This is a genomic window from Rhizobium leguminosarum (assembly GCF_002953715.1).
Classification (GTDB): domain Bacteria; phylum Pseudomonadota; class Alphaproteobacteria; order Rhizobiales; family Rhizobiaceae; genus Rhizobium; species Rhizobium leguminosarum_V.
This window is the reverse complement of sequence record NZ_CP025013.1, coordinates 611,482-626,283: the sequence shown is the minus strand read 5'-3', so window position 1 is coordinate 626,283 and position 14,802 is coordinate 611,482. Positions and strand designations below refer to the sequence as shown.

13 protein-coding genes are annotated in these 14,802 nt (G+C 61.0%); 7 read left to right on the top strand and 6 right to left on the bottom strand.

Going from position 1 to position 14,802, the window contains the following annotated elements; all coding sequences use genetic code 11:
- Positions 1–165: 165 nt before the first annotated feature.
- From CUJ84_RS27360 to CUJ84_RS27340, 5 genes are all read right to left on the bottom strand, one after another.
- Positions 166–1,209, bottom strand: coding sequence for a LysR family transcriptional regulator (locus CUJ84_RS27360; protein ID WP_245457572.1), 1,044 nt, complete (start codon positions 1,207–1,209; stop codon positions 166–168).
- 75 nt (positions 1,210–1,284) lie between these two features.
- Positions 1,285–3,654, bottom strand: coding sequence for a hypothetical protein (locus CUJ84_RS27355; RefSeq protein WP_105008781.1), 2,370 nt, complete (start codon positions 3,652–3,654; stop codon positions 1,285–1,287).
- 12 nt (positions 3,655–3,666) lie between these two features.
- Positions 3,667–4,437: an ABC transporter permease gene (locus tag CUJ84_RS27350; RefSeq protein ID WP_105008780.1), complete on the bottom strand. Its 771-nt coding sequence runs from the start codon at positions 4,435–4,437 to the stop codon at positions 3,667–3,669.
- A 10-nt stretch (positions 4,438–4,447) separates the two neighbouring features.
- On the bottom strand, positions 4,448–5,443 hold the full coding sequence (locus CUJ84_RS27345; protein WP_027690879.1) for an ABC transporter substrate-binding protein: 996 nt from the start codon (positions 5,441–5,443) through the stop codon (positions 4,448–4,450).
- Positions 5,444–5,455: 12 nt separating this feature from the next.
- Complete coding sequence (locus CUJ84_RS27340) at positions 5,456–6,211, bottom strand: ABC transporter ATP-binding protein (protein ID WP_196236932.1); 756 nt, start codon at positions 6,209–6,211, stop codon at positions 5,456–5,458.
- A 216-nt stretch (positions 6,212–6,427) separates the two neighbouring features.
- Here CUJ84_RS27340 and CUJ84_RS27335 point away from each other — a divergent pair, with 216 nt between their 5' ends.
- The 7 genes from CUJ84_RS27335 (at position 6,428) to CUJ84_RS27305 (ending at position 13,670) form a co-directional block, all read left to right on the top strand.
- Positions 6,428–7,150 (top strand): GntR family transcriptional regulator, encoded by a 723-nt coding sequence (locus CUJ84_RS27335; RefSeq protein ID WP_105008779.1) that lies wholly within the window; start codon positions 6,428–6,430, stop codon positions 7,148–7,150.
- A 195-nt stretch (positions 7,151–7,345) separates the two neighbouring features.
- The gene (locus CUJ84_RS27330) at positions 7,346–8,524 is read left to right on the top strand and encodes an acyl-CoA dehydrogenase family protein (protein WP_105008778.1); all 1,179 of its coding nucleotides are present in this window, start codon (positions 7,346–7,348) and stop codon (positions 8,522–8,524) included.
- An 11-nt stretch (positions 8,525–8,535) separates the two neighbouring features.
- Positions 8,536–9,891 carry an LLM class flavin-dependent oxidoreductase gene (locus CUJ84_RS27325; protein WP_105008777.1) on the top strand — a complete coding sequence of 452 codons (1,356 nt, stop codon included), beginning with the start codon at positions 8,536–8,538 and terminating at the stop codon, positions 9,889–9,891.
- A gap of 10 nt (positions 9,892–9,901) precedes the next feature.
- Positions 9,902–10,243 carry a DUF3088 domain-containing protein gene (locus tag CUJ84_RS27320; protein ID WP_105008776.1) on the top strand — a complete coding sequence of 114 codons (342 nt, stop codon included), beginning with the start codon at positions 9,902–9,904 and terminating at the stop codon, positions 10,241–10,243.
- A 13-nt stretch (positions 10,244–10,256) separates the two neighbouring features.
- A complete protein-coding gene (locus tag CUJ84_RS27315; RefSeq protein WP_105008775.1) occupies positions 10,257–11,477 on the top strand; it encodes an acyl-CoA dehydrogenase family protein in 1,221 nt (406 codons plus the stop codon).
- The gene (locus CUJ84_RS27310) at positions 11,474–12,799 is read left to right on the top strand and encodes an LLM class flavin-dependent oxidoreductase (protein WP_105008774.1); all 1,326 of its coding nucleotides are present in this window, start codon (positions 11,474–11,476) and stop codon (positions 12,797–12,799) included. The genes CUJ84_RS27315 and CUJ84_RS27310 overlap by 4 nt, the downstream gene beginning before the upstream one ends.
- Before the next feature lie 22 nt (positions 12,800–12,821).
- Positions 12,822–13,670: an NADPH-dependent oxidoreductase gene (locus CUJ84_RS27305; protein ID WP_105009191.1), complete on the top strand. Its 849-nt coding sequence runs from the start codon at positions 12,822–12,824 to the stop codon at positions 13,668–13,670.
- Positions 13,671–13,701: 31 nt separating this feature from the next.
- On the opposite strand, the gene CUJ84_RS27300 is transcribed toward CUJ84_RS27305, so the two are convergent.
- Positions 13,702–14,712, bottom strand: a complete 1,011-nt coding sequence (locus tag CUJ84_RS27300) for a LysR substrate-binding domain-containing protein (protein ID WP_105008773.1) — start codon at positions 14,710–14,712, stop codon at positions 13,702–13,704.
- Positions 14,713–14,802: the final 90 nt, after the last annotated feature.

Genomic DNA, 14,802 nt, shown 5'->3' with positions numbered 1-14,802 from the left:
GAACTGAATGACGCTGGACGATGTCGATCGGCTCGACGTCTAAAGCGAGATCCAGCTCTCGGCGGCCGTTCTTGCGGCCGACCCAAAAGTGCCATTCTCCGACGTCGAGGACCAATCGCAATGGATCATGTGACCTATCGCTTTGCCTGATGGCTGCATTCCGCCTCAGGCCTTGTCAAGCGCCGCTTCAGCCACCATGGACCGCAGCCAGCGATGCGCGGGGTCCGCCGCCATCTTCGGATGCCAGAAGTATTTCAATGCGAACCTGCCGAGGGCGAGTGGTGGTTCGAAAAGGTCAAGGCTGTGGGTGAAGCGTTGGAGCAACCGCCTCGGCAGCGTGCACAGGCAGTCGGTCGTCGCCACGAGGAGAGGAGCGAGCGCATAACTTTGAACGGACACCGTCACTCTGCGGCTTCGACCGTGCTCAGCCAGGGCTCCGTCAATAATCCCCGAAAACATGCCCCCGTTTGACGAAATCAACAGATGGTCAAGCGAACAGAATTCATCGAGGGACAACGGTCCGGTTCCGCGGGGATGACCGATCCGCTGGGCGGTTACCAGTTCGTCGTCGAACAGGCTGCGGCCAATCAGATCCTGGGGCGCATCATCCGGTGCGCCGATGTAGAGATCGAGGTCGCCATGCTCCAACAGCTCGCCGATCCTGCTCCTGTCGGGAAAGATGAACGCGATCCTGAGGCCGGGCGCCCGATCATGAATAAGAGGAAGCAGGTCGGGAGCGAGGATTGCCGCAGGATTGTCCGAAGCTGCGATCCTGAATGTGCGATCGCTCGATGCGGGATCGAAGAGATGGGCCCTCTGCGCGAATTGCTTCAAGCGCTCGAGAAGTTGCTCCAATTCCGGCTTCATTGCCAGGGCATGCGGCGTCGCCGTTACGCCCCGTCCAGTCGACGCCGGAAGAAACAGCGGGTCATTGAGGATCTGCCGAAGCTTGTTCAACCGACCGGACAAGGCAGATTGGGTAATATTTAGCCTTGCGGCCGCATGCGTGACGTTTTCGTCGCGCAGCAGCGCGTCGAGCGTGAGCAAAAGATTGATTTCCAGATCGCCCACACGATGCGCCAAGTCCAACGTCCTGATTTTGATCCGACCAATGTCAAAGTAACGGATTCCGCAGCGTTTTTCCAAGGCGAAGTCAAAGCCAGTCCGGCTGGCGACCGTATTGGGTACCAGGACGCCTTCTCCAGGCATCGGCCGTTTGGCAGCATTTCACGTTCCGATAGTGGAAGCCAGTCACCACCTTCCGGATTGTAGCTTATGCTCATTTCAAGCTGTCATGAACAGCGGTGACGTCCAAATGCGGGATTGATCCCTCTGTCTCGCTGTCAGGAAAAGAGGGTGTTCGCGGCCCTGGCTCAATTTTAGTCCCGACAGCGGTATCTCGCCTGAGAGATCGCGTGGAAGGGGACGATCGGTGACACGCTCCAACAGAAGTCTAAGCTCGACGCCCGGAAGATCGACCGAGATGGAGCCCTTTGCGATCAGCTCGTTTCCGCATGCCTCTAGCAACACCTCGGGAGCATGGACATGTGGCGGCGGCTGAAGCGGATCGCCGATCTTGCTGTAGCCGTGCAGCTTAGCGGCGACGACGATGCGCGCGTCGCGCAGATTCGAAAGCTTGACTTCGATTCCGTCGACGTCGCCATGTGTTGCCGTCCTGAAGCTGAGAGTGCCTAACCCAGTGCGCCAAACGCTTTGTTCGGGATGATCGAAGCCGATGCCGCGCACATCCAGAAGCGCTGCACCGGTAACAGCCACCTCGCCGCTCCAATAGGCCGCGCGATAGCGATCCTTTATTCGCGCGCCGCCGAAACGGATCCGCATACTGCGCTCGCTGAAGCCAGCTTCGGCATGCAGATCGCGTTGCCACACCATCTGGTCGCCGTCGAAAAGCTGAACTTCCTCCCAGCCGGCGTGGCCGAGCAGGCGGTAAGAGAGCGGCTCATTGGGCTGGGCATCAAACACCTCGCCCATGAAATGTTTGCCTTGGGACAGAACCGCAAAACTCCGTTCACCAGTCGTGGCAAAAGTGCGCCTCGCCCGAAGTGCAGCGCCAACGCCAGCACGGTCGAAACCGTCGGCGATGACGCCGGTGAGTCCCCCACGTGCACCGAAGGTTCCGGTGGCCGGCGCACCACCGCCGCATCGGCCCTGATGTTCGTCGCTGGCGGCGGAAGCGCCAACTCTGTGTCCGCGAGCTAGAGCTTCGGCGTAGAGCCAATGAAATTGTCCCCAGGCGGAGCCAATTTCGATGAGGCGTTCCAGCTCCGGATGGTTCCAGTCCAGAATGCAGCGCCGGCCACCCACATGCGGGATCATCAAATGGCCTTCCGGATCATCCTCATAGGCTCCATAGAGCCGGTCAACCGGCCATATCCCAGGACGGATCGCTCCCGCCGTCGTCTCATTCCATTCGAAAGAGCGAAGTGAGCGCCCCTGCTCGTCGAACGGAAACCGGGGCTTACCGTCGCGCAGGAAGACGACGTTTCGGTCACCACCGGCAGCGGAGTTGCCGCACCATTCGGTGCCTGGATAGCAGACGAAGCGGCCGGGCTCGTTGAGTTCGTGGATGGTCTTGACGGCCGCGTCCCAGTTCGTCTCGGTGATGTTGAAATCGTTGACGGTGTAGCCCACCACGTCAAGTCCGGCGATGTCGCGCCCATAGGTGAGATTATAGGTGGCATCATTGGTGCCAACGGTGTCGTCGGAATGAACGTGCAGATCGGCATAGAGAGGGCGCAAGGCTCCCTCTTCGCTCTGGACATAAGCGACGCCCGGGGCAACGCCGGGTTCGTCATTCAGCCATGCTTCCAATTTCCACTCGCCGGCAGCAGCGAAGGAAAGGGCGGAAATCCGCGCAAATGTCCAGCCTTCCGTGGCGAAGGCCACCAGCTCCGTTCGTTGCCCGCCATCCGGGGCAGTAATGACGAGCGCACCATGCAGGTCGCGGTCCTGGCAAGTGTTTCCCCATATATCGTCGACGCGCACGATAGCGTCGAAGAAGTGACCGCTGCCAACCAGCCGCGGCGCGATGACCTGAAGGGCATGCGGCTGCCCGGCCGCGATCTCCAATTTGCAGTCGCCTGGCACCTCCGCAAATTTTGAGCTGCCCAGCGGGTCGACGAACAGCCGGAAACGGAACACTTTCTCCACGAAAGTCTGCACACGTGTGCCGGCGCCGCCCTGCCGCCGATCGCCCAGACGGATGACGATCCTGTCGCCGGGGTTGAGATAGCCGTCGACGACGTCGATGATGACCGCCTTCTGGAAGGGACGTTCGTGTCCCTTTTGATCGAAACGCACCTTCAGTGCTTGAACGGTACCTGGGCTTTGCCCCGAAACCAGAGGACCGGCGTGGTATTCGGCGGAAATATAGTTGGCGCCCGTCGGCTCCGTTGTCTGGAACAGCGCCCAGTCGGAATAGAACTTGAAGGCAAGCTTCAGCCACGCTCCGTCTGCGAGACCGACAGCTCCGACCTCATAAACGAGCTCCAATTCGGTCCACTCGCCCGCCGTCAGCGTCTGCCTCTGACAGCTTAGACGGCCGAGGAAGGGCAGAGTATCGAAATGATCGGCAAGGCCCATCGGAGAATGGGCGCTGGCTTGAATCGTCTTGTCTGGCAAAATCTTTGTCATGGGGAACGTCCGTTATTGTCCGCGCCAGCCTTCGTAGCGGCGCTCTATCCGTCGAAACACGAGGCTCTCCATCAGCCACGCGGTAACTCCTATCAGCGCGATGCCGAGAAGCACCTGCGCCGAATTGCCAACCTGCCCGCCCATGGCGACCATCCAGCCGATACCTTGAGATGCGCCGATCATCTCGGCTGCAACAAGCGCCCGCCACGCTTGGGCAAAACCGATGCGCAAGGCGGCAGTGAGGAACGGGAGAGAGGCGGGAAGATATACATGGGCCAGCAATTGCAGCCTTTTGGCACCCAGCATGCGCGCTGCACGCACCTCGCCGCTGCTGATGGAAAGCACGCCTTCCTGAATCGTCTGGGCCATCGGAAAGGCCGATGCGATGAATATGACGACGGCAATGGAGAGATATCCAAGGCCGAAGAAGATCAGCGACAACGGCGCCCAGGCGATCGGAGGGATGGCCATGAAGAGACCGAGCAGCGGCTGGACGAATTCGCGAAACGGCCGCCAAAGTCCGGCAGACACGCCGATGAGCACAGCGGCCACGACGGCCGCGCCGAAGCCGCCGAATTCGCGCAACAAGCTCGCCATGACCTGGCGACCCAACTCGCCCGACCGGATCCAGCGAACCCCCTCGGCCGCGACGTCCCACGGCTGCGGCAGCACATAGGAGGGAACGCGGCTTGCCGCGATGCTCCACACGACAAGGAGGAACGGAAGCGCTGCCCAGCGCCAGGACGGTTGCGGAAAACGCAGCCGCGCTGCCAACTTTTTCATCGATCGGATCTCATCGCTGAGCGGCCGCTTTTGCGGCGAAGCTGTCGTCAATGATGTCGTCGACATTCAAGCGCTTTTCGAGAAAGCCGAGGGCCACCGAGTAGTCGATGAGCCGCTGGATGAAGGCACGATCGGACGGCTCGATTTCCGCCGACCACCCAAGGCGCTTCCTCGCCTCCGTGACGATCGCTTCCGGCGGAACGATACGTCCGTCCGCGGCCGTCAGGGATTCCAGCTTAAAGCTCCGGGCGATGATCCTGTCGGCCTCTTCGGGATGCTCACGCAGAAACGCAATGGCCTTCGAATTCGCTCGCAACAATTTCACGAGATCGTCCGGGCGTTCCTTCAGCGTCTTGGCAGGCGCTGCTATGACGTACCAGGGATAGCCGGGCAAAGCTCCGTTCACGTCGAAGACGACGCGACCTGTACCGCGGAGCACCGATTGGCTGATGAAGGGCTCCCACAAAAAGGCTGCATCGACGACGCCGGTATCGAGGGCAGCGTTCATGTTACCCACGGGCATTTGCGACAGCGCAAGATCTGCGTCCGGGCTGAGGCCGGCGGCCTCTTTGAGAACGTAGCCACGCAGCAGCACGTCCATGCCGCTGCCCCTGTTGACGCCGGCAAGCCTCTTGCCCTTGAGATCGGAAAGGGCGTGGATCGGACCGTCAGTCTTCGCGATTACCGCTGCCTGACCATAGTTGACCTTGGCGATGATTTTCGCCTCAAGACCGCGCGCCGCCCATTGATAGACCGGGGGCGCACCGATATAGGCCACATCGATTTCGCCTCCAGCCACCCCCTGCTGGATGACGGGACCATCGCCGAAACCCTTGAGCTCGACGTTCAACCCCTCGTCGCGAAAATAACCTTTCTCCTCGGCGATCAGGGCAGGTGCATTCGCCATAGCCTGGACCCAGCCAATGCGAAGCGGCCGCGGGTCCTCGGCATGGGCAGGCAAAGCGGCTGCAAGGGCGAGAAGAACTGCAGGTAGAATGTGTTTCATCGGATGCTCCCTTCAGGTAACGGGTTGATTGCTGATCATGACTTTGGCAATTTCCTCCGAGAGCTGTTCGCGAAGTTGCGCGAATAAAGGATTGGCTCTCGTGCCGCGCTGATCGCGAGGACGCGGCAGGTCGATCGCCACTTCAGCGGTGATGCCCGTCGGCGGTAGCCCAAGGACGAGAACCCTGTCGGCAAGATAGATCGCTTCGTCGATGTCATGGGTGATGAACAGTACGGTCTTCCCCAAGCCCGACCAGATGCGCAGCAATTCGTCATTAAGGGATGCGCGCGTCAGGGCGTCGAGCGCTGCGAAGGGTTCGTCCATGAGCAGGAGGCGCGGCTCGAGCGCCAGTGAGCGCGCCAGCGCAACCCGTTGACGCTGGCCGCCCGACAATCGGTGAGGTGGCTCATGTGCCTGCTCTTCCAGACCGACAAGTCGAAGAAAATTAAGCGCGACGGCTCTCTGCTCCTGCGCAGATCCACGGCGATTCATGCGCAGGCCAAAGCGAACATTTTCCAGGGCACTCAACCAAGGGAAGAGGTTTGGCGACTGAAATACATATCCGAGGACCGGATGCTCCGGGACAACAGCCACACCGTCTATGGTGATATGCCCAGATTGCGGGCGCAGGAAGCCCGAGAGAAGATTAAGGAGCGTCGACTTGCCACAACCGGACGGACCCAGGATCGCCACGAATTCTCCCGGCCGAGCCTTCAGCGAAAACCGTTCGAACACGGCGCGTCGGCTTTCGGGATAGGCGAAAGCCATGCGGTCCACCGAGAAGGCGGCACCGGATGAAACCTGCCTTGGGATAACTGGAGATGCCATGTTGCGTTAGGACGACCCTGGATTGGAGTTGTCCCAATTTCTAATACATTATAATACAGGTCATCAACGTGAAGAGTTCCCCTTGTGTGGCAGCAAAAGGGAACGCTATTCCAAAGCTTCGCTGCTTCGTGGTGTTTTCGACCCTATGGAAAATAGATGAGTCTCATACGCAATAACCCGGTGGCCATGTACCAGCAGATCGCCGATCGGCTTCGTGCCGAGATCACCGAAGGCGCCTATGAGCCGTCCGGACGGCTCCCGTCGGAATCGCAAATTATGGCACGCTTCACAGTCAGTCGCGTCACCGTGCGGCTGGCGCTCCAACAGCTCGATAGAGATGGGTTGATTGAACGCCGGAAAGGCAAAGGCACTTTCGTGGCCGGCAAGCAGGTGCGCCATCAAATTGATACACTGCGTAGCTTTCATGAATCGCTGAAAATCCAGGGCTTCGATGCTACGATGCGGATTGTCGAGTTGACCGCAATTGAAACACCGTCTGCTTTCATCCCGCTGTTCGGAACGACATGCGCACTTCTGGAACGGCTTCATGTGGTGAACGACGAGCCGATTGCATTGGGCCGAAGCTTCTTGCCGGCATTCATGTCGGAGCTGGAGCGAGAGATCGCCGAACAGCAACCAACTTATGCACTACTGAAAGACAAAGCCGGCGCCGACATTGTCTCCGCTGAGATTGCGATCGGGGCGCGTGCTGTTTCGCCTCGGATAACGTCGCTGATCGGAGCGGCTGAACATGCGGTCCTGCTTGTGCTGGAACGGAGCTCCTATTTCGAAACGGGCGCTTGCGCCGAAAAGTCTGAATTTTTTATTCGACCAGAGCGGTACCAATTTGTCCTCGGCAGTCGAATGCCCGACCGCTGAGTGTTCGAGTACTTGCTCTTGGCAGGACTCGACCATCGAGCCGACGTCAATGGCAACTCGCGTGCCACGTCGCGACCTGGCGCGAGAAAGAATCTCTTGCCGTGAACTCAAATAGATATTGCTGGACTTGAACCGACATTCGCCGAACCTTTGAGCCCGAAGCGCTGCCACATGGCGGAGAGGTATGGGGCTGAAATGTCTTTCGAACGCAATGTAACGGATCCCTTCATTGCCAGGGCCATCGAGCTAAAGACGATTTTTCATCAAGACGCGGTCAAGCGCGACAAGCAGGGTGGCAGGCCGGTTGAGCAGATCCGGCTTCTCAAAGAAAGCGGCTTGCCGTCGGCCCAGATCCCGGTCGGCTACGGCGGACGGGGAGCCTCCTGGCTGTCGATCCTGCGTGTCGTGCGAGAATTTGCCCGCACCGACGGCTCGCTGGCCCATCTCTACGGCTATCATCATCTTCCCCTCAACCTCGTGCTTTTTCGTGGCTCGAGCGCGCAGAAAGACCACTGGCTGCGCGCGTCAGCCGCCGGAAATCTGATGTGGGGCAACTCCGGCAATGCGATGTCGAAAACCTCGTCGGGCCGGCGCACCGACACCGGCTGGGTCGTGAACGGCTCGCGCCCGTTTTCCTCCGGATCCCACATTGCGGACTACATCCAGGTGTCATGGGAAAATCCGGAGGGAGAGCGGCTGACTGCTGCTGTTCCGGCTGACCGGGCCGGCATCGTGATCGAAGACGACTGGGATGGTATCGGCCAGCGCCAGACAGGCAGCGGCACCGTCAGCTTCAAAGATCTGGAGATCCTCGACGAAGAGCTGATCAGTTCGCCGCAGGTCCCTTTGACGCCCTATACCTCGCTGACGTCGCTGCTACAACAGAGCGTCCTTCTCAATGTCTTCGTCGGTAGCGCCCAAGGCGCTCTGGACGAAGGCAGGGAATATAGCTCGACCCTGTCGCGTCCCTGGATCTATTCCGGCGTCGAAAAACACACCGACGATCCGTGGATCAAACGGCAATATGGCGAACTCTACATCAAGACGCTCGCCGCGACCGAACTCGCAGACAAGGCTGCCCGCAGCCTCGACGAAGCCTTCAACCAGGGGCCCGGTCTGACTGCCGGTGATCGGGGTGCTGCGGCAATCGACATCGCGACAGCCAACGTCTACGCGGGCGAGGCCGGCCTGGCAGTTTCAAGTGAAATTTTTGAGGTCATGGGCGCGCGTTCGGCAACCAATGCCAACGGTTTCGACCGCTTTTGGCGCAATGTCCGCACCCACACTCTCCATAATCCAGCTGAATATAAAAAGCGGACGATCGGCACCTGGCTCCTTTCGGGCGAATTCCCGGTGCCGGCAATGTACCGCTGAAGGGACATCTCATGGGTAGACGTAAAGATAAGATCAAGCTTGGCGCATTCCTGCTGTTTACCGGCCATCACGTTGCGGCATGGCGTCATCCGCAGGCTTCGGTCGGAACCGATTTCGAGGACTATTTCGAACTCGCCAAGCTTGCCGAAGCGGCAAAGTTCGACGCGATATTCTTCGCTGACGGCGTGGCCGCTCGGCTGAAGGATGTCGAAGCCGCAAGCCGGAAAGCGCATAGCGGCGTCTACCCCTTTGAGCCGATCACGCTCCTGTCTGCCCTATCAAGCGTCACGAGCAACATCGGCCTGATTGCCACGGCCTCGACCAGTTTCTCCGACCCGTACAACCTTGCCCGCCAGTTCGGATCGCTCGACCGGTTGAGCGGCGGCCGCGCCGGCTGGAACCTGGTGACGTCGTCAGACCCGGAGGCCGCCTATAATTTCGGTCATGAGGCGCAGATCCTGCATGCCGACCGCTACGATCGGGCCGAGGAATTCGCCGACGTGGTGCTCGGTCTCTGGGACAGCTGGGATGACGATGCCTTTATCCGTGATCGGGAAAGTGGCCGCTATTTCGATCCGGTAAGGCTGCACAGGCTCAACCACAAGGGGCGGCACTTCAAGGTGCGCGGCCCGCTGAACATTCCGCGTTCGCCGCAAGGACGCCCCGTCCTGGTTCAGGCGGGCGCATCGGGGCCGGGCAAAGAGCTTGCCGCCCGCACCGCAGAAGCGATTTTCGCCGCGCACATCACGCTTGATGAGGCCAAGACCTTTTATGCCGACGTCAAAGGAAAGCTCGGCACATACGGCCGCTCCCCCGACGATCTCAAGATCTTGCCCGGCATCTTTCCCGTCGTCGGCCGCAGCGAGACGGAAGCTCAGGAGAAGTTCGAAGCACTGCAGGAGCTGATCCAGCCGCAGGTTGGCCTCAACTTGTTGTCACAGCTGAGCGGCGTTGACCTTAGCCCCTATCCGCTCGACGGGCCGATCCCGTCCGATCTGCCGGTAACCAACGCCGGCAAGAGCCGCCAGGAACTGGTGCTCGATCTCGCCCGCCGGGAAAACCTCACCATCCGCCAACTCTATCTGCGGATCGCCGGCGCCCGTGGACACTGGCAGGTCGTCGGTACGCCGTCTCAGATCGCGGACGTGATGGAAGAGCGCTTCGAAAACTACGGTGCGGATGGGTTCAACATCATGGCGCCGATGATGCCGGGCGGCCTTGCCGATTTCATTGAACTCGTCGTGCCGGAGCTGCGCCGCCGCGGCCTCTTCCGCACCGAGTACGAGGGTACGACACTTCGAGAAAATCTCGGCCTCAAGCGTCCAGTCAATCGCTTTGCCGTCAACAATGCGGCAGCCGCGGAATAGGACAAGATCAATGGCGCGTGACAAACTCTACCTGATCGAGCCTGGCTTTTCAGATCCGAAACATCCCGGCATCACCTTTGTCTGCCCTCATTGCAACGCGATCGAAGGGCTGCTTGCCAGTTTTCCGCAGCTTGCAGCAACGATCGATGTCGAGCGGGTACCCTTCCCTCGTCCGCGTCGCAAAGTCATCGAAGAGGTCGGTGAAGAGAACCAGTCCTTGCCGGTCTTCATTCTTGCCGAGGCAGCCCCGCCTGATGCGGGCGATTGGAACGGCAAGCGTTTTGTCAACACGACCGATCGCATTCTCGAGCTGCTTTCCGAGCGGCACGGCTTTCCGCGCCTGCACAAATGAGGAGTGACGAGCCATGACCGTAAAACCCGCTAGCTTCGAACGACCCACCCCCTCGCCTGAGCTTTTCGAGCCGGACAGAACGAACCCCCATATCGCCAAGGCGACGGAGCTGCGCGATATTTTCGCAAGGGATGCGATCGAGCGAGACCAAACCGGCGGCAGACCGGAAGAACAGATCCGGCTGTTGAAGGAAAGCGGACTGGTCAACCTGCTGATCCCTGAGGAATTCGGCGGCATCGGCGAGCGTTACTCGACGGCGATGCGGATCGTTCGCGAGTTCGCCAAGGCCGACGGATCGCTCGGACATCTGTTCGGATACCATTTCAGCCCCTTGCAAAATGCGATCAACTCCGGACCAGACGCTCACGCCCGCGACCTTCTCCGTCGTTCGGCGGCAGGACGCTGGTTCTGGGGCAATACCAGCAACAGCTTTTCGAAAAGCCTTTTCGGGCGGCGCGAAGCGGATGGGGTTGTCCTCAACGGGTTCAGGCCGTTCGCCTCGGGGTCGCATGTGGCCGATTATCTGCTGGTTGCCTGGGAGGACGAAGAGACCAACGCGCGCAGCATCGCTTATATCCCGCCCACACGCGCAGGTGTCACCATCGCCAACGACTGGGACGGCATCGGACAGAGGCAGACGGGAAGTGGCCGGGTCTTTTACAAGGACGTGAAAATCCACGCCGATGAGATCGTGCCCGAGCGGCCGCGCGATCCGATCGCGCTGCTTGCGCCGCTGCAGCAGCAAAGCGTGCTGTTGAACGTCTTCATCGGCAGCGCCCAGGGAGCGTTTATCGCCGCGCGGGATTACACTGTTTCCAGATCGCGCCCTTGGATTTTTTCCGGTGTCGAGCGTCATCAGGACGATCCCTGGATCAAACGCCAGTACGGCGAACTCTGGATCAAGGTCCAGGCGGCAACCGCGCTTGCCGACCGCGCCCTGACAGCGGTCGATGCGGTCTATGAAAAAGGACAGGATCTGACGGAGGCCGACCGGGGGACGGCCGCGATCGCCGTCGCCTCGGCGAATGTCCTTGCGGGTCGCGTCGCGCTCGAAGTGACCAGCGAGATCTTCGAGGTCATGGGAGCGCGCTCGGCCGTCCGCCCCTACGGCCTCGACCGCTTCTGGCGCAACGTCCGCATTCACACGCTGCACAATCCGGCAGAGTATAAGACCCGCAATGTCGGGACATGGTTTCTGACGGGCGAATATCCCGAGCCTGGGATCTTTCAATGAGCCGGCGCGATCTTCATCTCAACATCAACATCCTGCATTCCGGCTTCTCCCCCGCCGCCTGGCGGATGGAGGGCAGCGATCCGCGCGCTTCATTCGACGTCAACCACTACATCAATGTCGCCAGGATCGCCGAAAGCGGCACTTTCGACGCGGTCTTCCTCGCCGACCAGGCGGCGATCTCGGACCGGGTGGACTTCCGGCCATTGACGTCGCTGGAGCCGACCATCGTACTGGCCCTGGTCGCGGCCCATACGGAGCGGATCGGTCTGATCGCCACGGCGTCGACGACATACAACGAACCCTACAATCTCGCGCGGCGGTTCGCGACGCTCGATCATGCAAGCGGGGGGCGGGCCGGGTGGAACATCGTCACCAGCGCGGACCTGTCTCAAAGCCGCAATTTCGGACTGGAAAAACCGGTCGCCCACGGCAGCCGCTATGAGCGCGCCGGCGAATTCGCCGAAATCGTCAAGGCCCTCTGGGACAGCTGGGAAGAGGATGCTTTTGTCGGCGACGTCGCGACGGGGCGTTTTGTCGATCCGGCAAAGGTCCATGCCATCGCCCATCGCGGAAAGCACTTTTCCGTCCATGGGCCGCACAACATCCCGCGCCCCCCGCAGGGCCACCCGGTCCTTGTCCAGGCCGGCGGCTCCGATGACGGAAGGGAACTTGCCGCCGAACACGCCGAAGCCGTTTTTTCCGCCTCGCAATCCTTCGAGGAAGCCCTGGAGTACGCTGCCGACCTCAGGCGGCGCGCCAGCCGCTTCGGCCGGCCGGCGGACGGCATCCTGGTCCTGGCCGGCCTTGCAACGATCATCGCCAGCACCGAGGGAGAGGCGCGCCGCCGCCAGGAGGAGCTCCGCGAACTGATCCCACTGGAATACAGCCTGTCGCGCCTTGCAGGGGTGTTGCAGCTCGATCCGAGAGGCCTCGATCTCGATGCGCCGCTTCCGGAAGATATTCCGCTCCCGCCGGACGGCGGCCATACTTTCTTCCGGGCGACACTGGCGCTTGCGCGGCGCGAGCGTCTGACCGTGCGCGGCCTCATCCGGGCACTCAACGGCGGCACTGGCCATCGTACCATCGTCGGCACGCCGAAGGATGTCGCCGACGATATCGAGCGGTGGTTCAGCGCGGGGGCCGCTGACGGTTTCAATCTCATGCCGGATGTGCTGCCCCACGGCCTGGAGGTCTTTGTTGACGAGGTCGTGCCGATCCTGCGTCAACGCGGCCTTTTCCGGCGGCAATATACCGGCAGGACATTGCGCGAGCATCTTGGTCTCGCCCGTCCGGCCAACCCTTATGCCGCAGCGGCGGAATGACGAGATCAACAAGGAGAATGAGATGACCCCTTCCGTAGCGACCAAGACAGATGAGAGCGATCGCCTGAGGGAGCTTGGCGGAGAGCGCTATCGCAATGACCAACGCCTGGGCAGACGCTGGAATGAGACGGTCGATACCATCCTCAGTCATCGGAGTGTACGCCACTATCTGCCCACCCCGGTGCCATACGAAACGGTCGAACTTGCTATTGCCGCCGCCCAGTCGGCGCCGAGTTCATCCAATCTGCAGGCCTGGAGCGTGGTCGCCGTCGAGGATGCGGATCGCCGCAGCCGACTGAATGCCGTTGCCGGCAATCAGCGGCAGATCGCACAGGCGCCGCTCCTGCTCATCTGGCTCGCCGATCTGGCCCGCCCGCGCGCAATCGCGACAGAGCGCGGCTCGACGGCAGAGGGTCTCGACTATGTCGAGAGCTTCCTTCTCGGCGTCATCGACGCAGCTCTTGCTGCGCAAAATGCCGTCGTCGCCTTTGAATCGCTCGGGCTCGGGACATGCTACATCGGTGCGATCCGCAACGATCCGGAGACCGTCTCCCGTGAACTCGGCCTGCCGGACGGCGTCTTCCCGGTGTTCGGCCTCACGGTCGGCTTTCCCGATCCGGCGGTGCCTGCAGGTGTAAAGCCGCGCCTGCCGCAGACCACGGTGCTGCATCGCGAGAGCTATGACGGCGAGCTGCCGCAGGAAGATCTTGCCGGTTATAATCGTGTGCTCCAAAGCTTCCAGAGCGAGCAGGCAATGCCTCTGGTAGACTGGACCGACCAGGTGAGCAGCCGCATCGCTACGGTCGAATCCCTCAAGGGACGTCATGTCCTCGTTGATGTCGCGCGCAGGCTGGGCTTCAAACTGAAGTGAAGACGGATCGGCCCCGGCTTGACGCAGGCTCTTATTCGGCCGCGATCATGCCGAGCGCCGGACGGATGCTGCCCATCGCGATCGCATCGATCGTCTGCGAGGCGCGCGCCTCAGTAAGCAGCCAATTACGAAACAGATCAACGCGCATAAGCCGAGATTTGTGCTGCGTTGTCGCAAAGAAATAGGAAAAGCTCACCGGCTGCGGCGCTCCAAAAGGACTGACGAGCCGGCCGGACCGGATTTCGGCTTCAGCAAGCCTTATCTTGCCAAGGCCAAGCCCCTGCCCCGCCATTGCCGCATCGAGCACGAGCGAGGATTGATTGAGGTGAAAGCCGCCCTGCGACAGCCGATACGAAAGCCCCTCTGCGCGCAACCAGCTGTGCCAATCGGGACAGGAGTGGTCGTGTTCGGCACCCTCCTCGTGCAACAACGGCACCCCCTCGATCGCTTCCGCCCCTTTCCAGAGATCGTGGCGATCGGCGAATTCGCGACTACAGACCGGCAACACCGCTTCGGACAAGAGATAGTCGACGGCGAGGCCGGAATAGGCTCCGCTGCCGTAGCGGATGACGCAATCGGCATCGCCCGCATCGAGATCCGTCAGCTGTGTCGAGGCATCGACGAGGATTTGCAGGCCGGGCGCTGCACGACGCAAGGCATCGAGCCGTGGAATCAGCCATTTGCTGGCGAAGGAAGGAGCGACGGACACACGGATCGGCTGTTCGTGGTCGCTCGTGACGAACTGCGTCATCGCCGACAGCACGGCATCGAAGGCGGCCGTGAGACCAGGGACCAATGCCAGGCCCGCTGGCGTCAGCTGCAGTTGGCCGCGCGCACGATGAAACAGCGACTGACCGAGATAATCTTCCAGCAGCCTGATCTGCTGACCGACGGCGGCTGAAGTGACGTGCAGCTCTTCTGCTGCGCGGATGAAATTCAGATGCCGCGCCGTCGCAACAAAGGCGCGCAACGACGTCAGCGGCGGAAGCCGCGCGAGCGTCGGCTGGATGACTGTCTTGCGAGATTGGACGGAGGTGTTCATGAGGCGATTGCACCACAAACAGGCCCGGCTAGACGAGCATCCGCTTTGCGCGAGGCCTGCAGGCGGGGACATTTTCTTCTCCCTAAGCCG